30 protein-coding genes are annotated in these 20664 nt (G+C 43.8%); 1 reads left to right on the plus strand and 29 read right to left on the minus strand.

Annotated features, from left to right (window positions below; genetic code table 11):
• Positions 1-91: 91 nt before the first annotated feature.
• The 7 genes from gpmI to ACFFRD_RS30845 all read right to left on the minus strand — a co-directional run bounded on the left by gpmI (position 92) and on the right by ACFFRD_RS30845 (position 6967).
• Entirely contained in the window at positions 92-1690 is a 1599-nt protein-coding gene (gpmI, locus tag ACFFRD_RS30815; protein WP_392479564.1) for a 2,3-bisphosphoglycerate-independent phosphoglycerate mutase, read from the minus strand.
• A gap of 222 nt (positions 1691-1912) precedes the next feature.
• A complete protein-coding gene (locus ACFFRD_RS30820; protein ID WP_392479565.1) occupies positions 1913-3598 on the minus strand; it encodes an ABC-F family ATP-binding cassette domain-containing protein in 1686 nt (561 codons plus the stop codon).
• A gap of 138 nt (positions 3599-3736) precedes the next feature.
• Complete coding sequence (locus tag ACFFRD_RS30825) at positions 3737-4558, minus strand: Rpn family recombination-promoting nuclease/putative transposase (protein ID WP_392479567.1); 822 nt, start codon at positions 4556-4558, stop codon at positions 3737-3739.
• Positions 4559-4592: 34 nt separating this feature from the next.
• Positions 4593-5090, minus strand: coding sequence for a hypothetical protein (locus ACFFRD_RS30830; RefSeq protein WP_392479568.1), 498 nt, complete (start codon positions 5088-5090; stop codon positions 4593-4595).
• 149 nt (positions 5091-5239) lie between these two features.
• Positions 5240-5950 carry a DUF4336 domain-containing protein gene (locus ACFFRD_RS30835; protein ID WP_392479570.1) on the minus strand — a complete coding sequence of 237 codons (711 nt, stop codon included), beginning with the start codon at positions 5948-5950 and terminating at the stop codon, positions 5240-5242.
• Positions 5951-6055: 105 nt separating this feature from the next.
• Positions 6056-6514: a DUF29 domain-containing protein gene (locus ACFFRD_RS30840; protein WP_099101141.1), complete on the minus strand. Its 459-nt coding sequence runs from the start codon at positions 6512-6514 to the stop codon at positions 6056-6058.
• 90 nt (positions 6515-6604) lie between these two features.
• Positions 6605-6967 (minus strand): helix-turn-helix domain-containing protein, encoded by a 363-nt coding sequence (locus ACFFRD_RS30845; protein ID WP_012410694.1) that lies wholly within the window; start codon positions 6965-6967, stop codon positions 6605-6607.
• Positions 6968-7207: 240 nt separating this feature from the next.
• Between ACFFRD_RS30845 and ACFFRD_RS30850 the strand changes: the two genes are divergently transcribed.
• Positions 7208-7654 (plus strand): hypothetical protein, encoded by a 447-nt coding sequence (locus tag ACFFRD_RS30850; protein WP_392479572.1) that lies wholly within the window; start codon positions 7208-7210, stop codon positions 7652-7654.
• 9 nt (positions 7655-7663) lie between these two features.
• On the opposite strand, the gene prfA is transcribed toward ACFFRD_RS30850, so the two are convergent.
• From prfA to rpsQ, 22 genes are all read right to left on the minus strand, one after another.
• Complete coding sequence (gene prfA / locus ACFFRD_RS30855; protein WP_069070755.1) at positions 7664-8761, minus strand: peptide chain release factor 1; 1098 nt, start codon at positions 8759-8761, stop codon at positions 7664-7666.
• 104 nt (positions 8762-8865) lie between these two features.
• On the minus strand, positions 8866-9108 hold the full coding sequence (rpmE, locus tag ACFFRD_RS30860) for a 50S ribosomal protein L31 (RefSeq protein ID WP_069070756.1): 243 nt from the start codon (positions 9106-9108) through the stop codon (positions 8866-8868).
• 147 nt (positions 9109-9255) lie between these two features.
• The gene (gene rpsI / locus ACFFRD_RS30865; protein WP_012410698.1) at positions 9256-9672 is read right to left on the minus strand and encodes a 30S ribosomal protein S9; all 417 of its coding nucleotides are present in this window, start codon (positions 9670-9672) and stop codon (positions 9256-9258) included.
• The gene (rplM, locus tag ACFFRD_RS30870; protein ID WP_012410699.1) at positions 9672-10133 is read right to left on the minus strand and encodes a 50S ribosomal protein L13; all 462 of its coding nucleotides are present in this window, start codon (positions 10131-10133) and stop codon (positions 9672-9674) included. The genes rpsI and rplM overlap by 1 nt, the downstream gene beginning before the upstream one ends.
• Before the next feature lie 65 nt (positions 10134-10198).
• The gene (gene truA, locus ACFFRD_RS30875) at positions 10199-11047 is read right to left on the minus strand and encodes a tRNA pseudouridine(38-40) synthase TruA (protein WP_392483207.1); all 849 of its coding nucleotides are present in this window, start codon (positions 11045-11047) and stop codon (positions 10199-10201) included.
• An 88-nt stretch (positions 11048-11135) separates the two neighbouring features.
• The gene (rplQ, locus tag ACFFRD_RS30880; protein WP_094349105.1) at positions 11136-11486 is read right to left on the minus strand and encodes a 50S ribosomal protein L17; all 351 of its coding nucleotides are present in this window, start codon (positions 11484-11486) and stop codon (positions 11136-11138) included.
• Between the two features lie 31 nt (positions 11487-11517).
• The gene (locus ACFFRD_RS30885; protein ID WP_114081990.1) at positions 11518-12465 is read right to left on the minus strand and encodes a DNA-directed RNA polymerase subunit alpha; all 948 of its coding nucleotides are present in this window, start codon (positions 12463-12465) and stop codon (positions 11518-11520) included.
• 327 nt (positions 12466-12792) lie between these two features.
• Positions 12793-13188, minus strand: coding sequence for a 30S ribosomal protein S11 (rpsK, locus tag ACFFRD_RS30890; protein ID WP_012410703.1), 396 nt, complete (start codon positions 13186-13188; stop codon positions 12793-12795).
• Between the two features lie 54 nt (positions 13189-13242).
• The gene (gene rpsM / locus ACFFRD_RS30895; protein WP_012410704.1) at positions 13243-13623 is read right to left on the minus strand and encodes a 30S ribosomal protein S13; all 381 of its coding nucleotides are present in this window, start codon (positions 13621-13623) and stop codon (positions 13243-13245) included.
• Positions 13624-13739: 116 nt separating this feature from the next.
• On the minus strand, positions 13740-13853 hold the full coding sequence (gene rpmJ / locus ACFFRD_RS30900; RefSeq protein WP_012410705.1) for a 50S ribosomal protein L36: 114 nt from the start codon (positions 13851-13853) through the stop codon (positions 13740-13742).
• 123 nt (positions 13854-13976) lie between these two features.
• A complete protein-coding gene (gene infA, locus ACFFRD_RS30905; RefSeq protein ID WP_006276978.1) occupies positions 13977-14201 on the minus strand; it encodes a translation initiation factor IF-1 in 225 nt (74 codons plus the stop codon).
• A gap of 190 nt (positions 14202-14391) precedes the next feature.
• Positions 14392-14943, minus strand: a complete 552-nt coding sequence (locus tag ACFFRD_RS30910) for an adenylate kinase (RefSeq protein ID WP_392479576.1) — start codon at positions 14941-14943, stop codon at positions 14392-14394.
• The gene (gene secY / locus ACFFRD_RS30915) at positions 14943-16256 is read right to left on the minus strand and encodes a preprotein translocase subunit SecY (protein ID WP_114081988.1); all 1314 of its coding nucleotides are present in this window, start codon (positions 16254-16256) and stop codon (positions 14943-14945) included. Before secY ends, ACFFRD_RS30910 begins: the two co-directional genes overlap by 1 nt.
• 74 nt (positions 16257-16330) lie before the next feature.
• Positions 16331-16774 carry a 50S ribosomal protein L15 gene (rplO, locus tag ACFFRD_RS30920; RefSeq protein WP_012410708.1) on the minus strand — a complete coding sequence of 148 codons (444 nt, stop codon included), beginning with the start codon at positions 16772-16774 and terminating at the stop codon, positions 16331-16333.
• A 103-nt stretch (positions 16775-16877) separates the two neighbouring features.
• Entirely contained in the window at positions 16878-17405 is a 528-nt protein-coding gene (gene rpsE / locus ACFFRD_RS30925) for a 30S ribosomal protein S5 (protein WP_012410709.1), read from the minus strand.
• Positions 17406-17498: 93 nt separating this feature from the next.
• Positions 17499-17861 (minus strand): 50S ribosomal protein L18, encoded by a 363-nt coding sequence (gene rplR, locus ACFFRD_RS30930; protein ID WP_012410710.1) that lies wholly within the window; start codon positions 17859-17861, stop codon positions 17499-17501.
• Positions 17862-17863: 2 nt separating this feature from the next.
• Positions 17864-18412, minus strand: a complete 549-nt coding sequence (gene rplF / locus ACFFRD_RS30935) for a 50S ribosomal protein L6 (RefSeq protein ID WP_193945779.1) — start codon at positions 18410-18412, stop codon at positions 17864-17866.
• A gap of 142 nt (positions 18413-18554) precedes the next feature.
• A complete protein-coding gene (gene rpsH / locus ACFFRD_RS30940; protein WP_012410712.1) occupies positions 18555-18956 on the minus strand; it encodes a 30S ribosomal protein S8 in 402 nt (133 codons plus the stop codon).
• A gap of 20 nt (positions 18957-18976) precedes the next feature.
• A complete protein-coding gene (gene rplE, locus ACFFRD_RS30945) occupies positions 18977-19525 on the minus strand; it encodes a 50S ribosomal protein L5 (RefSeq protein ID WP_012410713.1) in 549 nt (182 codons plus the stop codon).
• Positions 19526-19644: 119 nt separating this feature from the next.
• Positions 19645-19998 carry a 50S ribosomal protein L24 gene (gene rplX, locus ACFFRD_RS30950; protein WP_114081986.1) on the minus strand — a complete coding sequence of 118 codons (354 nt, stop codon included), beginning with the start codon at positions 19996-19998 and terminating at the stop codon, positions 19645-19647.
• Positions 19998-20366: a 50S ribosomal protein L14 gene (gene rplN, locus ACFFRD_RS30955; protein WP_012410715.1), complete on the minus strand. Its 369-nt coding sequence runs from the start codon at positions 20364-20366 to the stop codon at positions 19998-20000. The genes rplX and rplN overlap by 1 nt, the downstream gene beginning before the upstream one ends.
• Positions 20367-20412: 46 nt before the next feature.
• Complete coding sequence (gene rpsQ / locus ACFFRD_RS30960) at positions 20413-20661, minus strand: 30S ribosomal protein S17 (RefSeq protein WP_012410716.1); 249 nt, start codon at positions 20659-20661, stop codon at positions 20413-20415.
• Positions 20662-20664 lie beyond the last annotated feature (3 nt).

Below are 20664 nucleotides of genomic sequence, written 5' to 3' on the forward strand. Positions count from 1 at the left end.
TTTTTCAAAAAACAGAATTCAGAATTCAGAATTCAGAATTCAAAAGTTAGGAGTTCACTAAAAACTCCTAACTCAGGGACTCAGAACTCTTTTACAGCCCTACTTGCACAGGGGTGCGAGTGCGTTGCAGTTCATAATCTGCTGTTTTCAGCAGCGATCGCCCTGTCATCTCTGGTGGTTGAGGCAGCTGTAAAATCTCTAGAATTGTGGGGGCAATATCGGATAGCTTACCATCGCTTCGCAGTTCGACATTTGTACCATATCCAGGGATTTTGACTTTCTCGCCTTCTACCAATATAAAGGGGACTGGGTTAGTGGTGTGGGCTGTCCAGGGATTACCCCCATCATCTAGCATATACTCAGCGTTGCCATGATCGGCAGTAATAATTGTTGTCCCACCGGCTTTGATAACGCTCTCTAACAAGCGTCCCAAACAGCGATCAACTGTTTCAATTGCTGTAATAGTAGCTTCGATTTGACCAGTATGCCCTACCATGTCTGGATTGGCATAGTTAATTACAACTAGAGAATACGTACCCTTTTGAATCGCAGCGATCGCAACATCTGTAACTGCTGCTGCTGACATCGCTGGGGCGTGATCGTAAGTAGCGACCATTGGGCTGCTTACCAGTTCCCGATCTTCTCCAGCAAAAGGTTCCTCCAGTCCCCCATTAAAGAAATAGGTGACGTGGGCATATTTTTCTGTTTCGGCGGTGCGGAACTGATTCAGACCATGATTAGCTATGACTTCTCCCAGAATGTTACTGAGATTCTGAGGCTCAAAGGCTACAGCCACGGGTAAGTCTGAATCATACTGTGTAAAGGTGACAAAAGACAGTGGTGTGATTTGCTGTCTTTCAAAACCGTTAAATGTGGGACTGACCAAAGCTTGAGTCAGTTGTCTGGAGCGATCGGGGCGGAAGTTGAAAAATATCACCCCATCCCCTGGTTCTATTGCGCCGGGTGCAATTCGGATGGGGTTGATAAATTCATCTTTTACCCCTTCGGCGTAAGATGCTTGCAAGATTTCCACAGCCGTGCGATTATCACCTGTACCATCTTGGGTCATCACGTCGTAGGCGCGTTTGACCCTATCCCAGCGGTGATCGCGATCCATCGCGTAGTAGCGACCGCTGAGGGTGACTATGCGTCCAATTCCTGTACGGTCTAAATAATCTTGCAGCAGTGTGATTGCTTTTACCCCTTCTGTTGGGGCGGTGTCACGACCATCGGTGATGGCGTGGATACAAACTTCTGGAATTTGCTGGTTTTTGGCTAAGTCAAGTAGTCCGAATAGATGGGTGATATGCGAATGTACCCCTCCCTCAGAACAAAGCCCGACTAGATGTAGCTTGCTATTCCGAGAACGAACTTCCTGGCAAATTTTGACAAGTGCTGGGTTTAAGGCAATAGAACCGTCTTCGACTGCATCGGAGATGCGTACAAGTTCTTGCGGTACCACTCGCCCAGCACCAATGTTCAAATGACCAACTTCCGAGTTGCCCATTTGACCCTCTGGCAACCCTACGGCTTTTCCTGATGTGCGGATGAGGGTATGCGGGTAAGCTGCCCATAAACTGTCCACAATGGGAGTTTTAGCAGCAACAATAGCGTTTCCTCGCTTTTCCTCGCAGTAGCCCCATCCGTCTAAAATGACTAGCACCACAGGAGCAACAGGTGCTTTGGTCATAGTAAAATTGCCCTTTACTTTTTGTAATACCCGAATGATACCATTGCTAATCCACGTCGCAAGTGAATTTTTGCTTATTAATTTCTTTTATGAAAGACTTACACGTTTTTTGAAATATTTTTTAAACTTTAGCGATTTTTCTGTAATTTTGTTGAGCGCTAATAATAAGTGATTACTTAGTAGTAGCATTTTAGCACTACTACTAAGTCCGTATTCAATCTCTTATTTCTTTTTGGTAGAAGCTTTTGCAGCTTTTTTAGCAGCTTTTTCGGCAGCGATCGCAGCTAATTTTGCTTGTTCTTTTTCTTCGGCAATTTTCTGGAGATAGTAATGATAGTCTCCTAAGTAAACACGGAATTCACCATCACGAATTTCGACGATTTTGTTAGCTACTTGAGAAATAAAGTAGCGATCGTGGGAAACTACAATTGCCGTACCGTCATAATTTTTGAGCGCTTCTTCCAGCATTTCTTTCGCTGGAATATCTAGGTGGTTTGTCGGCTCATCTAAAATTAGTAAGTTCGCGGGACGTAGGAGCATTTTTGCCAACGCCAAACGAGCTTTTTCTCCTCCACTTAATGCCCCAACGGCCTTAAATACAGTATCACCAGTAAATAAGAAGCGTCCCAAAAGTGTGCGGACTTCTTGATTATCCCAGTCTGGAACTTCATCATGGATAGTTTCCATGACAGTTTTCTTCAAATCTAAAGCTTCAGCTTGGTTTTGCTCAAAGTAACCAGGAATAACATTATGATCCCCTAATTGAACGCTACCTTCTGTGGGTGGTTCCATACCCATAATTACGCGCAGAAGGGTAGATTTTCCAGCACCGTTGGGGCCAAGAAAAGCAATGCGATCGCCTCTTTCAATGAGAAGATTTGCTGCCAAAAACAAGATTTTATCACCATAAAGATGAGTTAAATCTTTAATGTCCACTACTTCGCGTCCACTGCGGGGTGCAGGTGGAAAACGGAAGTGTAGAGTTCTTACCCCTGCAACGGGTGCTTCAATGCGCTCGATTTTGTCGAGTTGCTTTTCCCGGCTTTTTGCCTGGGTACTGCGGGTAGCACTGGCGCGGAATCTATCAACAAAGGTTTGCTGTTTCTCTAATTCTTTCTGTTGGCGTTCGTAAGCACTCAGTTGTGCTGATTGACTTTCGGCTTTTTGTTCCAAATATGCTGTGTAGTTACCAAGGTAGGTACTAGAAACACCACGTTCAGTTTCCACAATTTGGGTGCAGAGGCGGTCAAGGAACTCCCGGTCATGGGAGACTATTACCATCGGCGTAACCAGCCCTCTGAGGTAATTTTCTAACCACTCAATGGTTTCTAAATCCAGGTGGTTAGTCGGTTCATCCAGCAGCAACAAGTCAGGTTTTTGCAGCAGGATTTTACCCAAACTCATCCGCATCTGCCAACCACCACTGAAGGCACTGACAAGGCGATCGCCATCTTCTAGCCCAAACCCCATCTCTGGTAAGATTTTCCCGATGCGTGCATCTAAGTTGTAGCCATCCAAGGCTTCAAATTTGCGCTGCAAGCGATCCAACTTGTCGATCAGTCGATCCAGTTCTTCTGGGTTAGCCGTTTCCATCTCTTGTGGGATGTGCGCCAGAGATAACTGTACTTCGTTGGCTTCTTTGAAGACAGTCCAAAATTCTTCTCTAACGGTGCGAGTGGGGTCTACTTCAAACTCTTGGTTAAGGTAGGCTATATGTAAGCTATTAGGACGAATAATTTCGCCGGCGGTGGGTTCCATTTCCCCAGAGATGATTTTTAGTTGGGTGGATTTTCCAGCACCATTGACACCGACTAAGCCAATGCGATCGCCTGGTTTAACTTCCCAGTTGATATCTTTGAGAACTTCGCCTGTGGGATAAATTTTACTTATATGTTCTAGTCGCAGCATTAAGTTTCTCTCAGGTAGGGAGTGGGTGGTTGAGGACGAAGTACTAACACCGCCTCTAATATTAACAAAAATTAACTATAAATTCGTCGCGATCAAGTTTGGAAGCCGCAAACTAAATTTGGCTTGATCAGAAGAATCCTACTGCGCGGCTTGTCTGACTTGTTCGATACTCAAATCTAGCGCCTGTGCTACTTGTTCTACAGTCAACCCGGCTGCCAACATTGCTGGTACTGCTCTGAGTTTACCTTGCTCAATGCCTTGAACCTTACCTTGTTCGATGCCTTGAACCTTACCTTGTTCAACACCCTCCTGAAAGGCTTCCTGATAAAATCTGGTTTGCTTTAACTCGCTTAATCCAAACATTTCCTCCATCTCCTCCCTACTCATTGTGGGAAACTTATAAGCCAAAATAGTCTCGATAAATTGTAATAATTGCTGCTGTTTTGGTGGTGAGTTTATCTCGGACTTAGTTCTGTCTATCAACTCTCTTGCTTGGACAATTTCGATATCGTCGGTTGCAATTACTAATTTAGCAGTTGCAATGCCAATTGGAAGCGATGCACCTTCACCTAATTCATCCAAATAAATGCGTCTGACGCGCCCACTTGTGAAAAACTCACGGTAATGTTTGATATTGCCTGTATCTACATTCCTGTTGGGGTATAAAACCACAGCACCCCAGTCATTTGATGGTTGATTCTGACGGAGGTATAAACATATTTCTGCAATTAGCCGTGAATAAATTTCCCCATCAGCTTGAAATTGCACTTCAACAAAGTAAATCGGGTTCTCGCTTCCTTGTGTAGGCAGAAACACACCATCGATTCTGAAGGCTGTTTGTTTGATTTCAACTGATGAAAATTGATAAAGATTAGCTTCTCCTGGAGGATTACCAATAAGTTCAAAAAAGATATCAGGGAATTCTTGAAACAGCCGATAAAAGATGATATCTGTTTTCACAATTTTATATTACTTGAAAATTTTGATTTGCCGTTCATGTGTTACTTGATTCTTCCGAACCATCTCGCACTTTCAGCAATTGCTCTTTTGCCATCCCTAATATACGTGAAAGGGGCGCTAACAAACTATCATCAAATGCTTCTCCAGCATAAATATTATTCAGTTCAGTAGGGGATAATTTAAAGGTGTCACAGAATTTGGCAAACTCCTGATTACTCAAATCAAGCTCTTTTTGCCTATCCTGAAGTAAAACTGCGATCGCTCTAGCTCCATGCTTGGGACGCTCACTAGTTTTTACATATTTTTCCATTAAATAATTGACTTTTCTGGTATCGCCACCGATTTTTTTAATTAAATCAGTACAAGCCATTTTCAGCGCTTTCTTTAAAACTTCTTCTTCATTTAAAGATTTAATAATTTCACTGGCATATTCTGGTTTAAAAAATCCCACCAAATTCCCTTGATGATAAACTGGTATATAAGGATTATTCGTTTCAAGTTGCCAATCTAAAGGCTCATTGCGTAGCGACATAGCTGCACCCCTAAATATATTTAAGATTGCACCATTTTAAAACCATTTATTCCTTAACTGCCAGTAGTTCTATTTGGTCTAATGCCAAATCTATGTGAGGCTACCTTGTGCTGAAACTATCTCCCTCAAAGCTGCGGTGGTGCGTGGTTTTAAAGAGATTCCCCTAAAAACCACTCGTACCCTTCTTTAAACTGCTTCTTCGCATCATGCTCTACAATGCTGCCATGAGCCACAATAACCCTTCTAAAGTCCCATCGCAGTACCTTTTGAACTGATTGTTTAACCTTCTCCTTTTCTTGAGTAGCCAACTGTTCTAACAATGATGGTCTAAGTTTCTTGTACCCTCCCATTATTTTGGATACTAATTTTGTTGTCATTGGGAAACTTTCATCAAAGTAAAAAGCTGTGTCTGTCAAAACCAAAGTTTGACTTTCAGCATGAAAAAAAATGTACTCATTTAAAGGTAATGCTCCACTTGGAAGAAAGGTTTTGAACCCTTCAAATAATAAACATTCAAGTTCGCCTAAAAGATTTTCGCCACTATCCTCTAATGCTTGATCAATAGATATCTCAGGTCTTTTAGCCTTTAATGCCGATACAGCATAGACCTTTGCTTGAGGATAGAGAGCCTTAAAGTTAGATAAGAACAGATAGTGAAAAAGATTTGGGGCAATAATATATTTAACATTTCCAAGCTGATTGAGCTGCTCAGTAGTTTCGTCATCAACTTGGATCGGAGAGATAACAGCTAATTCACCATTATTGAAACGAATTACCGTCATTCTTGTACCGACACTCAATCCAAAATACCTTAACGGTTGCTCGGCGATCCAAATATTCTTATCAATTTTTCTGAGCATAACTAATTTCAGCAGCTTTGAGCGATTATGTGTGGCGAACTGACAAGGCTCAATAGTCGATTCTGTATTAAACTAAAAATTTATAATCCAGAAAAATGGTAGTAATTATCCTTCCCAGTCTTGACGAGTATCGCACAGAAAATTGTCTGCGATCGCATCATCAAATAAATACGGGCAATGCTCTGGAAAAGTTCGTAATGGTAAGTTAGTTTCTCGTAGCGCCAAATCGACTCCTGCTTCAAAGCCATCTAACAAGGCTTCTTCGATTCGAGACTTTAAGCTAGGGTTCTGTCGCAAATGTCTATGGATGGCGCGACGCTGTTCTCGAATTGTTAAAAACCAACTGCGAGAGCGTTGTTCGGGTTGATACTCCCACTTCAAGAGATGACCAAGTAATACACTCAGACGACTTACGAGTTCCCGATATTCCTGTCTCCCCAAAGCTTGAATTTCCTCTTGCAGGTGTTGCCAGTCTAGTTCCATAACTAGCCTCTGCTCTAACGCTTTAGCCTGCTGCTGTGTCCAGCCATAGAAGTCTTGGTCATACAAAAAAGGTTTGTCCATAGAGTTGAATCTTGACAGCAAGGAACCACGAGCTAGTTAAAAAAACTTAATTACGAATTACGAATTACGAATTACGAATTATTTTAATATTCAACTAGCCTTCGCCTCATCCCCGGATGCTTCAGCGACAGCCGCCAATCTATCTGCCGCAGCTTGGACGATTTGAGCCACTTGAGCCAAAGGCATGTGCTGGATTTGTCTAAGAATCAGACTCAAATCTGAGGTTTCTGGAATTGGCTTGCCATCTATGCAGCTGATTAACTCTTCCATTGTGTAGCCTGCTTTCGATGCGATTCGAGCCAAATTTTCTGTATCTGGAACCTTCACACCTTTTTCCCACATCTGAACAGCAGTGGCAGATACCCCCAAAAGCTTACCAAATGCTCGCTGACTCATTGAACCGCGAGCTAGTTTAATGATTTCAATCAGTTTTTGTTTGCTTTCGATCTTCACTGCTTATATAGCTAGCCAACTTTATTTACAAGTCTACTTTCAATATTACAATTTTACTTTTATATTGACAGCCTTGTGTTTTAGTACTAAACTATATCTCTGGTTGTAAATCAGCAACTACAGGCATCAAGCTAGTAGACGAACCCATCTATCTTTAACCAACCCAAAAAACTTAGTTTGCTACGGCAGTTGTGCTAGTAGCTAGACTTTGCTGCGAAGAAATAATATCGAAGGTGCATCATGTTTCGCAAGCCACGCAAAATTAACCAATATCGCCGCAAAGGTAAAAACTTTATAGCTACTAATAAAATTAAACCAGAACAGTGGAACATTTCTGACGCAGAAACCAAAGAAGCTTTAAAAGTTAAAGGCTACGATGTTAAGCAAATCAAAAAAATCCACCTTCTGAAGCATCAAGTCTGTATTTCCTATTGGGATGCAAAAGGCAATATATGCAGTAGCTTTTTTAGCTACAGGATTTTTGCGCGTTGGCAAAAAGAAATAGAAAATTTAATTTATACCTGTCAAACTCTAAAGGAATGGGCAAAGTTAAATTACGTTATGAAGTACGAATTTGCCTATTACCATTATCCCAGTGAAATAGAAGATACACTCCACGCGATATTAGAAAACCACCTGTCTGTGTTAAAAGCAACAGTACAACAAGTGGTTTTACAGGATATTTAACAGCAGAAATTAGTTAGCGGCAGAAGTCGCTAACTCCGCCAGCCGTTCTTGCTGGTCTAGAGATATACAAGATTGGATAAGCGTCTCTAAATCACCATCCAAAACAGGGGTAAGGGAATAATTCTGACCTAACCGATGATCGGTAGCGCGGTTATCTTTATAATTATAGGTGCGAATTTTTTCTGATCGCGATCCAGTACCAACTTGCGATCGCCGCATGGAAGTAACAGCTGCTTGTTGTTCGCCTAACTTGATGTCATACAACTTCGCCCGCAGAATTTGCATTGCCCGTTCTTTGTTTTGCAACTGGCTGCGTTCTTCTGTACAGAAAATGCGTATTCCCGTTGGTTTGTGCATCAAGTCAACGGCTGTTTCCACCTTGTTGACGTTTTGTCCACCAGCACCACCAGAACGGGCTGTAGTCATTTCAATATCTTTCGGGTCAATGTGAATTTCTACATCATCCACCTCTGGCATAATCGCCACAGTAGCTGTGGAAGTATGAACCCGTCCCCCAGATTCAGTTGCCGGCACGCGCTGCACACGATGCACTCCAGCTTCAAACTTTAACTGGCTGTAAACATCATTACCTTTAATTTCTAGAATGACCTCTTTCCAGCCACCCATTTCTCCGCGAGATTCGCTCACTAGAGAAACTTTCCAACCTTGAGTTTGGGCATAGCGGGTGTACATCTGCATCAAATCGCCAGCCCAAATGCTTGCTTCATCGCCACCAGTACCAGCGCGAATTTCCAACATGATATTCTTTTCATCATTGGGGTCGCGTGGTAGCAGTAAGACTTTCAAGCGAGACTCTAAATGTTCTATTTTTTCTTCAAGTTCTTTTACTTCCAGTGATGCCATTTCTTGCAACTCTGGGTCACTTGCAGATTCTTTGTAAACCTGACGCGCTCCGATTAAGTCTTCTTGGGCTGTTTTCCAAATTTCATAAGTATTAACTACCTCTTCCAAAGAAGAACGAGACTTAGCAATTTCTTGATACTCATCAGGATTGCTAGCGGTATCGGGGTCGCCAAGACGACGGGTTAATTCATTAAAAGTTTGTTCAACGGATTTTAGTTTGTCCAGTAAGTATGATTCAGCCATGACGAGTGCGATCGCTCCTTAAAAAAATAACAAATTGGCTCGAGCATATAAATGAAAATCGACCCAGCTGATGCAGGGCCGTCGTTAACAGCAGAGCCAACTCGCTACTTTTTGTCTTGTTCGTCGCCAGATGTTTGAGTGCTGCTCATACCGTACTTGCGGAGGAAGCGCTCTACTCGACCCTCAGTGTCAATAATCTTCTGAGTGCCAGTGTAAAAGGGATGATTTCCAGACCAAACGTCTACATGCAATTCTGGCTTTGTAGAGCCAATGGTCATAACAACTTGACCGTTGCAGTAAACTTTAGCATCTGGATACCACTTGGGGTGAATATCAGCTTTAGCCATTGTTCTTTTTGTGATGAATCTATATAAATTATAACTTTCAGCGTTCAATTGCAGCTAGAAGAAGGGAGAAGGGAACAGGTTAGAGGTAACAGAAAACTATCACCTGTTCTCTGTAACCTATCACCTTCTTCATCAATACCCAATTCCTTAACGCTTAGAGTACTGAGGTGCTTTCCGGGCTTTATGTAAACCATATTTCTTCCGCTCTTTAGCCCTTGGATCACGAGTCAAGTAACCTTCGGTTTTCAAGGGTGGGCGGTTGTCTGGGTCTAGTTGGCACAAAGCACGAGCAACTCCTAAGCGAACAGAATCAGCCTGTCCGGTCAAGCCGCCGCCTTCTGCTTTTACCAAAATGTCATATTCGTTTTCTAATCCCAGAGTTTCCAGGGGTGCTTTAATGACTCCCAGGTAGTTGGGGTTAAATTGGAAATACAAGTTTCCATCTTTACCGTTCACAGTCAGTTGACCTGTGCCTGGAACCAAGCGTACCCGTGCTACTGCGTTCTTACGACGGCCAGTACCCCAGTATACGGCGCGACCGCTATTAGCATCTGCGACTACCATTAATTTTCTTCTCCAGGAATTGTACTAACTTTTAGTTCTTTAGGTTTTTGAGCATCATGAGGATGCGTAGGGCCAGCGTAAACTTTCAGCTTGGTGAACAACTGCTTACCCAGGCTATTTTTAGGTAGCATACCTTTAACAGCTTGTTCTAAAATCCGCTCTGGTATGCGGTCTTGCAATTTAGCGAAAGTTTCCGTTTTCATCCCACCGGGACGACCAGAATGGCGACGATAAAGCTTTTGAGTGCGCTTTTTGCCTGTGACTGCTACTTTTTCGGCATTGATGACGATTACGAAGTCACCTGTATCTAGATGAGGTGTATATTCGGGTTTCTTTTTGCCTCTCAATACCTGAGCGATTTCGCTGGCGAGGCGACCGAGGCGTTTATCGGTGGCATCTACTATGTACCATTCACGCTCAAGGGTTGCTTGAGAAGGAAGGTATGTTTTAACTGTTGTCATTTGTCATTTGTCCTTTGTCATTTTTAATTTGTCATTAGTCATTTGTCTTTTGTCATTTGTAGTTACTAAGAACCAATGACTAATGACTCTTGACTAGTGACGAACTTTGGCAAGGTGTCGTACCAAATCTCTTTTGGAAAGGGAAAATCGGGATAGCCGACTCGCAACAAACACAAGCCTTGAGGCGGTGCGGCATATTTCACTTCTTCCCGGCGTTCTTCTTTCCAGAGTTCGGTGAAGCTAGAAAGTGTTCGTTGTCCAGAACCTACTTCTACCAGCATCCCTACCAACAGCCGTACCATGCCATACAAAAATCCATCTGCCTGTATTTCAATATGGATAAATGGCCCACTGCGACGACACTCTACTGCTTGCACCTCTACCCAGGAATGCGATCGCTTTGAGCCTGCACGGTGAAAAGCAGCTAAGTGATGCTTTCCCAAGAGAGGTTTCAAGGCAGCTTGGATTAAAGATTCATCCAGGGGTGCATAATAATAATGCCAACTGAAGGGTCTTACAAACAAGTTAAGCCGATCTTCAGTATATATTGTGTAGCGATACCGTCGATAGGCTGCACTAAAGCGAGCGTGCCAACGGTTATCTACACCAGCTGAAGCCCTGATTAATATATCTGGCGGCAGGTAGCTGTTGAGGATTGTTGCCCACTTGTGAGGCGGAATAAAACCTGTTGCTTCAAAATGGGCTACTTGAGCAGCAGCGTGAACTCCAGAATCGGTTCGCCCAGCACCATGTAGTGTTACATGATGCCCAAGAATAGTAGCGATCGCAATTTCAATCTCTTCTTGGACTGTCCGGTGTTGTTTTTGCCGTTGCCAGCCATGAAAATGAGTGCCCAGGTATTGGATTACCAAGGCTACTCGATGAGTTTGTGTAGGCTGGTGGCTTTCTAACATACAGATTTTGTCCTTTGTCATTTGTCCTTTGTCACTTGTCCTTTGTTATTCACTAATGACCAATGACTAATGACCAATGACTAATGACTTAAACCAATTCAATTATTGCCATTTTTGCATTATCACCCCGACGCGGTACGGTACGCAGGATGCGGGTATAACCGCCCTGGCGATCGCCGTATCGAGTTGGAGCTTGCTCAAATAGAGCGTGAACCAGTTGTTTGTCGAAGATATAGCCAAGGGCTTCCCGACGTGCTGACAAGGAGCCATTTTTGGCTAGAGTAATCATTTTTTCCACTTCACTTCTTAGAACTTTCGCTCTAATTAAGGTGGTGGTGATCTTACCATGACGGATCAGCTCGGTGGCGAGCGATCGCAGTAAAGCACGGCGTTGATCGGCTGGTTTACTGAGTTTTTTGACGCGACAACGGTGACGCATAATTATGCACTATGAATTATGAAGGTTTTTCTTAAGGGTGTTTAGAGCCTCTTTCCATTGGCAGGGTGATGCCCAAGCGTCGCTGCAAAGCTTCCACGACTTCTTCTGCTGATTTCTGCCCAAAGTTCTTAATTTCTAAGAGGTCTTCTTGGGTATAATCCAACAAATCTGCCACAGAGTTAACTTGTGCCCGTTTGAGACAGTTATATGCCCGCACGGAAAGTTGTAACTCTTCGATGGGTATCTGGGCAGTTGGATCGTCTGGAATATCCGAACCTGTGTCTGTTGGTTCTAGGGAGATGTCTTTCAACGGGTTGAATAAATCTACCAAGATCGCAGCAGCAGAAGATAGTGCTTCTTGAGGAGAAATACTGCCATTTGTCCAAACTTCCAACAGTAGTCGGTCTTTTGGAATCAAGCCTTCCCCACGAGATTCTTCAACACTATAGTTGACTTTTCGCACCGGCATAAATATTGAGTCGATTTGGAGAAAATCCAACGATGTGGCTTCCTCACGTCCTCGCTCTACAGTGCGATAGCCTTTGCCTTTCTCGATCCGAAATTCCATTTCCAGCTTTCCACCTTCAGCGATGGTGGCTACATACTGGGTCTGATCGATGACTTCTACTTCACTAGGTAAATCAAAATGTGCCGCAGTAATTGTTGCTGGGCCGCTAACGAGTAATCTACCAATCTGAGGCTGTGAGGAATAGTTTTTGAGGATAACTTCCTTCATTTTCATGAGGATTTCCAGTACATCTTCCCGCACGCCCGGAACTGTGGCAAACTCGTGTGAAACGCCTGCAATCCGCACTGCTGTAACTGCTGTACCTTCTAGGTTAGACAGTAAAACCCGCCGTAGTGCGTTGCCAACCGTTGTTCCTTGACCGCGTTCTAGAGGTTCCAGAACAAATTTACTGTAATGGTTCCGACTTTCTTCAGTATTCGACTCTACACATTCAATCTGAAACTGCGCCACGGATGAGCCTCCCTTTTTCTAAGGTGCTGCTAGCAGACAAATCAATTGCCTCCCGAATTGACTTTATGTCCTGTAGGTTATAGGTCTATCAAACTACTAGTATGAAATTACGGTATAGTTTGACGCTCCTATTGAGCTTTCAGGCGCTAATAATATTTTGGGTTCCCAAAGTTTAACAGCTTTCCCTACAGGAAAATCTGATTCGCTTTTGGTGGTCCAAGTTTTCACCCAATGACAGTTTGCACGTTATCCGCCCAAGCGGTCATTGTAAGTAACTTTACTTTCTTTGGTTGTAGCTTCTCGTCATCAATGCCCAAGTCTTGGTATTTAAACTCGACGGCGTTTGGGTGGACGGCAGCCATTGTGAGGAATGGGGGTAATATCCCGAATGAGTGTAATTTCCAGTCCTGCTCCTTGAAGTGCGCGGATAGCGGTTTCTCTACCTGCTCCTGGTCCACTTACCATTACCTCAATTTGGCGCATTCCTTGATCTATAGCTCTACGGGCTGCACTTTCAGCAGCAGTTTGCGCTGCAAAGGGAGTTCCCTTTTTTGCTCCCTTAAAACCGCTAGAACCAGCGCTGGCCCAGGAGATGACATCTCCATTTTGATCGGTAATGGTGACAATGCTATTGTTGAAAGTAGACTGGATGTAGGCCATCCCACTTGGTACGTTCCGTTTCTGCTTCTTGCTCCCGGATTTTTTAGTTGGTTGTCTCGCCATACTTGTTTAGTTGATTTAAGGTAAAACTTGCTCTGATTAGCAAGCGTTGCAAATTTATTTCCCTGGAGCCTTCTTCTTACCAGCCACTGTCTGCCTTCTGCCTCGACGGGTTCTGGCATTGGTGCGAGTTCTTTGTCCTCTGACTGGTAAGCCCATGCGATGACGACGACCTCTGTAAGTACCAATGTCAACTAAGCGCTTGATGTTCAAAGACTCCAAACGCCGCAAGTCGCCTTCAACTTGATAGTTGCTTTCTATTTCGCCTCGCAGGGCTGTCACATCGGCATCACTTAAGTCCTTAACGCGGGTGTCTGGATTCACACCAGTAGCCGCTATAATTTCTTGAGCGCGTGATAAACCAATTCCGTAGATATAAGTTAGACCGATTTCAACGCGCTTATCGCGTGGAAGGTCTACTCCGGCAATCCGTGCCACAATGAACTCTCCCTATTGTTTTCGCAATTACTGTTGGTTGGAAAAACGTGATTAATCGCGTTTTTTCGTTGTTAATGATGATATGCGTGTTACAACTCACTCTGTTTGTAAGAGCGTTATCCTTGACGTTGTTTGTGCTTGGGGTTCACGCAGATCACCATGACGCGACCACGACGCTTGATCACGCTACACTTTTCACAAATTTTCTTGACTGAGGCTCTAACTTTCATGCCTTTTATTTTTTGACTCCAAATATTAAATTATAGCATTTTTAGGGAAAACAATCCACTAATTTGACTAGCAAACAGTCAAAAGGATGATTTTATGGTAAAATTCTCTACATCTACATATAGTTACTTCTTACGCAAGCGATAGGTAATTCTGCCTTTGGTCAAGTCGTAAGGAGTTAACTCTACCTTGACGCGATCGCCGGGCAAAATCTTGATATAGTTGCGGCGAATCTTGCCGGAAATGTGAGCTAGCACATTAAATCCATTGTCCAAGTCAACGCGAAACATCGCATTGGGCAAGGACTCTGTAACCGTGCCTTCCATTTCAATCAAATCTTGCTTAGACAATTTGTTTTTTCCTCAACTCAACAATTTTGTGTTCAGTTGCAGCACTTCATCTGCAAGAGAACACATTTCAAGAAATATATCAACAGTTTATTAATATATCTTAGCTAAAATTGATCTGTTTCTTGGGAGGGCATGGGACATTGGGAATTGGGGGAAGAATTACTGTAGCTCCTCCCCTACTCCCTGATCCTCAAGCGATTACCTTTTGCAGTTCACTAGTGACTTCTTCTTGGGACTGGTTGCCATTGACTGTTAAAAGTTTTTGGCGATCGCGATAATAATCAATTAATGGTTCAGTTTCAGCGCGGTACACCTCTAACCGACGACGAATCACCTCTTCGGTATCATCTTTTCGCCCTCTAGCTAGCAAACGTTCTACCACAACATCATCTGGTGCATCTAGATTAACTACCCTTTCGCCACTCTGATGTATTGTTACCAGCAATTCTTCTAGAAAAGCTGCTTGCGTCACTTTACGGGGAAAACCATCAAGAATCCAACCATTTTCTGCATCTGGTTGGTTGAGGCGCTCCTGTACCAAGTCCTGCACTAGCTGGTCGGGGACTAACTCGCCGCTATTTACATAGTTTTGAGCTTTTATTCCCAAATGAGTTTGCTCTTTCATAGCTTGTCTTAATATTTCCCCAGTAGAAATATGGGGAATATTTAAATGTTCCGCCAATGATTGAGCTTGTGTTCCCTTACCAGCTCCAGGTGGCCCCAAGAAGATTAGTCGCGTCACTATTGTTTCACCATTCCTTCATAGCGCTGAGAGATTACGTATGTTTGGATTTGCCGCGCCGTATCAATCGCCACACCGACTAGGATTAACAGAGAGGTAGCACCTAGTCCCTTAAATGTGGGTACTCCTAAAGCACTTTCTACACCGGTTGGGATAATAGCAACCAAGCCCAAAAAGATAGCACCCAAAAAGGTGAGTCGGTTTGACACGCGCTCGATATACTCACTAGTCGCTTTACCGGGACGAATGCCAGGAATACTAGAACCCATTTTCTTCAAATTCTGCGCTACATCTACCGGGTTGAGAATCAACGAAGAATAGAAGTAGCTGAAGAAAATAATGGAAATCATGTAAACCAAGGCATAGACCCAAGAGCCAGAACCGCTTGGACTCAAATAAGTGTTAATTATATTTGCCAACTCAGCATTCTTGGCGAAATTTGCAATTAGCAATGGCAAGCTGAGGATAGCTGCGGCAAAGATAATTGGCATTACGCCACCTTGATTTAGCCGCAAGGGTAAAAAGCTCCGTTGCTCTGCCAAAACTCTACGACCTACTTGGCGACGAGCCGAAATAATCGGGATGCGGCGCATTCCTTCTTGGACAACCACAATACCAACAATGGTTGCTAGGAAAACTAAGATTAGTACGATGACGCGACCCACTGTTTCCCGACCGCCGACTTGCACCAAATCGATAGTATCGCCTAAAGCTTTTGGTAATGAGGCGACAATGTTGACAAAAATCAACAATGATGCTCCATTTCCAATTCCCCGCTCTGTAATGAGTTCTGATGCCCACATGACGAACATAGAACCAGCAGTCAGAGCGATCGCAGTTTCAGCTACAAAGATTGGCCCTGGATTTAAGGCAAATTGCTGGAGGAATAATGCTGAAAAAGCTGTACTTTGGAGAATTGCCCAACATACAGTGACATAGCGGGTAATTTGCGAGATTTTTCGCCGGCCCGCTTCGCCTTCATTTTTCTGTAAATTTTCTAAAGATGGAATCGCCGCGGTGAGCAATTGGATGATAATGGACGCATTAATAAAGGGTAAAATCCCTAGAGCAAAAACGCCCAAAGTCGAAAGTCCTCGCCCGGAGAATATATCCAATAAACCAAATATGGAATTATTGCCCGATATGGCTTCGGCAAATCTGGGTCTATCAATCCCTGGTACGGGTAAGAAGATACCCAGGCGAACCAAAATTAAAACACCGACAGTCACAAGCAGCCTACCTCTAAGCCCGGCTGCTTGTGCCATCTGCATAAAAGTTTCTTGAGCCGTTGGGGCTTTGTCTCGACTGATCATAGAGTGCTACCTTTATAGTGAACCAGGCGCTGACAGCGAGTTGGCTTACATTTAAGTGCGCTGTTCCGGCTCACTCATAAGACTTCACAACTCCCACCAGCTGCCTCAATTTTGCTACGAGCTGTACCTGTGAAAGCTGCCGCTTGTACCTTGAGCGGAGTGCTCAATTCGCCGTTACCCAAAATTTTCAATGGCCCTTTGACAGCTGTCAGGATACCTGCTGCTTTCAAGGAGGCTAAAGTTACTTCCGTATTAGCGGGAAGGGAGGCTAGCTTCTCTACATTAATCGTAGTGTAAATCTTTTGATTAACAATCGGAAAGCCCTTCAGTTTCGGTAAGCGGCGGTACAATGGCTGTTGACCACCTTCAAAACCGGGTCGAGTACCGCTACCAGAACGAGACTTTTGACCCCGCATACCTAGACCAGCACTGGCACCTTGACCAGCAGAAATACCTCTGGCTACACGCTTCTTGCGTTTCTTTGAGCCTTTTTGTGGCTTAACATCATGGAGTCTCATAAGTTACCAAGTTGTCATTTTTCGTTTCTCATTTGTCATTTGCCATTATGTAGGTTGTCATTTGTTCTGAACAAAGGACTACTGACTAAGGACAAATGACTAGTTAGATGTAGAGATTTTGAATAGGAATACCGCGATCTTCGGCGACTTCAGAAAGAGTCCGCAATGTAGATAAGGCATTGACTGCTGCTCTAGCATTATTGAGCGGATTGTTAGAACCAAGTTGCTTGGCTAAGACGTTACGAACTCCTGCCAATTCCAACACAGTCCGCACAGCACCACCAGCAATTACCCCAGTACCAGGTGCGGCTGGACGCATAATCACTTTTGCACCGCCACCTACACCATCAATGGGATGGGGGATGGAATTAGATTTGGTGATGGGGATATCAATGAGATGTTTTTTGCCGTCGGCTACGCCTTTTTTGACTGCACCGATTACATCTGAGGCTTTGCCTACTCCGACACCAACTTGACCGCGTTCGTTACCGACAACAACAATCGCTCGGAAACTGAGTTTTTTACCGCCTTTGACGACCTTGCTCACGCGGCGGATTTGGATAACCCGCTCTTGCCAAGTAGTTTCTTCTTTTTTGGCACGCTTTGTTCTACTTTTACGCTCTGTTGCCATAATTTATGCTCTGGTGAACGTCATTTGTCTTTTGTCATTTGTCATTTGTCCTTTGTCATTTGTCCAATGACTAATGACTAATGACCAATGACTTTAGAAATCTAAACCAGCTTCGCGTGCTGCATCAGCTAGGGCTTTGACACGACCATGATATAAGTTACCACCGCGATCGAAGACTACTTTGGTGATGCCTTTTTCTAGTGATCGCACTGCGATCAACTTACCAACTTGCACCGATGCGTCGCGGTTTGCACCTGACGCTAAACTAGATTTCAACTCTGGTTCTAAAGTCGATGCTGCCACTATGGTTTGATGCTGACTATCATCAATAACCTGGGCATAAATATGCTCATTAGAACGGAATACCGCTAAACGCGGACGTTCTGGGGAGCCAACAACTTTGCCACGAACGCGTCGATGACGACGGTTTTTTGATTCTCTACGAGTAAGTTTCATTTCTACTTCTTACCACCCTTACCAGTCTTACCAGCCTTACGTCTTACCACTTCACCGGCATAGCGAATGCCTTTACCTTTGTAAGGTTCTGGTGGACGAACGGCGCGAATTTTTGCGGCTGTGTTACCTACGATTTCTTTGTCGTAGCCGCTGACAATCACGTTAGTGGTACCTTCGACTGCAAACTGAATCCCATCTGGTGGTTCAATTTGCACCTGATGGCTGTAACCCATGTTTAAAACTAGGTTACGCCCTTGAAGTTGTGCCCTGTAACCAACACCTTGGATTTCCAAACGGCGTTGAAAACCTTGGGAAACTCCCTCAACCATGTTGGCAACTAAAGTGCGGCTCAAGCCGTGCAGTTGCTTCGATGTCCGAGTTTCATCCCGACGATTTACGTGTAATATTTCTCCCTCTTGAGAGAGTGAGACATTATCTCTGAGAGTGCGAGAAAGTTCTCCTTTCGGGCCTTTCACCACAATATTCGTACCATTGATCGCCACTTCAACTTTGGCGGGAATAGTAATTGGACGTTTACCAATACGAGACATTACTTTTTGTCCTTTGTTATTTGCCCTTTGCCTTTTGTTATTTGTCCTTTGTCCTTTGTCTTTTGTCCTTTGTCTTTCACTAATAACAAATGACTAATGACCAATGACCAATGACTAATGACAAATGACTAATGACCAATGACTACCAAACGTAACAAAGCACTTCGCCACCCAAGTTCTGACGACGCGCTTCGCGGTCAGTCATAATTCCACTGGATGTAGAAATAATGGCAATGCCAATGCCGCCTAGTACTCTTGGTAATTCTTTTCTATTGGAGTAAACACGCAAGCCTGGCTTACTCACTCGCTTTAAAGCGGTGATTAGAGGCTGACGATTCTTACCCTTATATTTCAGGGAAATCACTAGGTTGTGTTTTACCCCTTCTTCTGCTTCTTCGATTTCAGCAATAAAGCCTTCCTCCCGTAGCACTTTGGCAATGCTGCGGGTCATTTTTGTAGCTGGCACTTGTGTAGTTTGATGCCGCGCCAGGTTGGCATTGCGGATGCGCGTCAGCATATCTGCAATTGTGTCGTTAGCCGCCATCGTTCCCTCTATAGATGAACTTACTGATCGCGAAAGGGCATTCCTAATTCTTTAAGTAAGGCGCGGCCCTCTTCGTCGTTTTTTGCTGTGGTGATGATGGAAATATCCATCCCACGCACTTGATCAACGCTGTCGTATTCGACTTCTGGAAAAATTAGCTGTTCTCTTACACCCAGAGTATAGTTACCCCGTCCGTCAAAGCTTTTAGGGCTAACGCCACGAAAATCTCGAATTCTGGGCAGTGATAGGCTAACCAGCCGGTCGAAAAAGGCATACATCCGTTCGGCTCTGAGTGTCACCATGATCCCCACAGGCATCCCTTGACGAATCTTAAAGCCAGCGATCGCCTTTTTCGCCCGCGTCACCACTGGTTTTTGACCAGTGACAAGCGCAATTTCGTTGATGGATGCTTCCAGCGACTTGGCATTTTGAGCTGCTTCACCCAAACCTCGGTTAATAGTAACTTTTACCAACTTCGGTACTTGATGAACGTTGGTATATTGAAACTGATTAATCAGTTTGGGGACGATTGTCTCTTGATATAAGCTTTTGAGTCTTGTTGTCGCCATAGTTTTTTGTCCTGATATCCCTGGGCTTGGTCAGGGAACTTTTATTGTCCTTTGTTATTTGTCCTTTGTCTTTTGTTATTTGTCTTTATAACTAATGACTAATGACCAATGACTAATGACTATTTATCCAGAATTTCGCCAGTTTTTTTAAGTTTTCTGACTTTCTTGCCTTCTGAGGTAAAGGTATAACAAACACGACTTGCAACGTTTTGCTTAGTGGAATAAAGCATCACGTTAGAGCTATGAATTGGGAATTCCTGGGTGACAATCCGCCCTGATTCCCCTTCTTGCTGGGGTTTGACGTGCTTGGTTTTAATGTTGACACCTTTGACGATGACTTTACTCAGTTGGGGAAGTGCCTGGATAATTTCACCAATTTTTCCTTTGTCTTTTCCAGCAATCACTTGTACTGTGTCGCCAGTTTTGACGTGCATTTTGTGGAATACTTTGGGCGTACCCTGTTTGGTTGCCATTAAAGCACCTCCGGAGCCAGAGAAACAATTTTGGTAAAGTTTTTATCGCGCAGTTCCCGTGCAACTGGGCCAAAAACCCGTGTGCCTCTAGGATTACCGTCTTTGTTGATAATTACAGCAGCATTATCATCAAAGCGAATACTCATACCACTATCACGAGATACAGCTTTACGAGTGCGGACAATTACTGCTTCCACAACATCAGACTTTTTTACAGCCATGTTGGGTGTAGCATCTTTGACAACGGCGATAATTTTATCACCGATAAAACCATAACGACGGTTGCCTCCGCCTAAAACGCGGATGCACATTAGTTTGCGGGCACCGCTATTATCTGCGACATTCAGGTAAGTCTGGGGTTGAATCACAATTATTCTCCCTTGTGATGTTGTTAGAAACTAACAACGATGAGGTTTAAGCAGGTTTGATGTTCAGGACTTCTGTGATTTTCCAGCGCTTGGTTTTGCTCAGGGGTCTAGTTTCCTGAATGCGAACGCGATCGCCTACTTTACACTTATTTTCTTCGTCGTGAACTTTATATCGTTGGGTGTTAACCACAATCTTGCCGTACTTGGGGTGAGGAGCGCGGTTTTCTATGGCAACCACCACAGTTTTTTGCATTTTATCGCTCACTACCAAGCCAACTCGTTCTTTAACTGCCATAAT

Source organism: Nostoc sp. C110, assembly GCF_043099725.1.
GTDB lineage: Bacteria > Cyanobacteriota > Cyanobacteriia > Cyanobacteriales > Nostocaceae > Nostoc > Nostoc muscorum_A.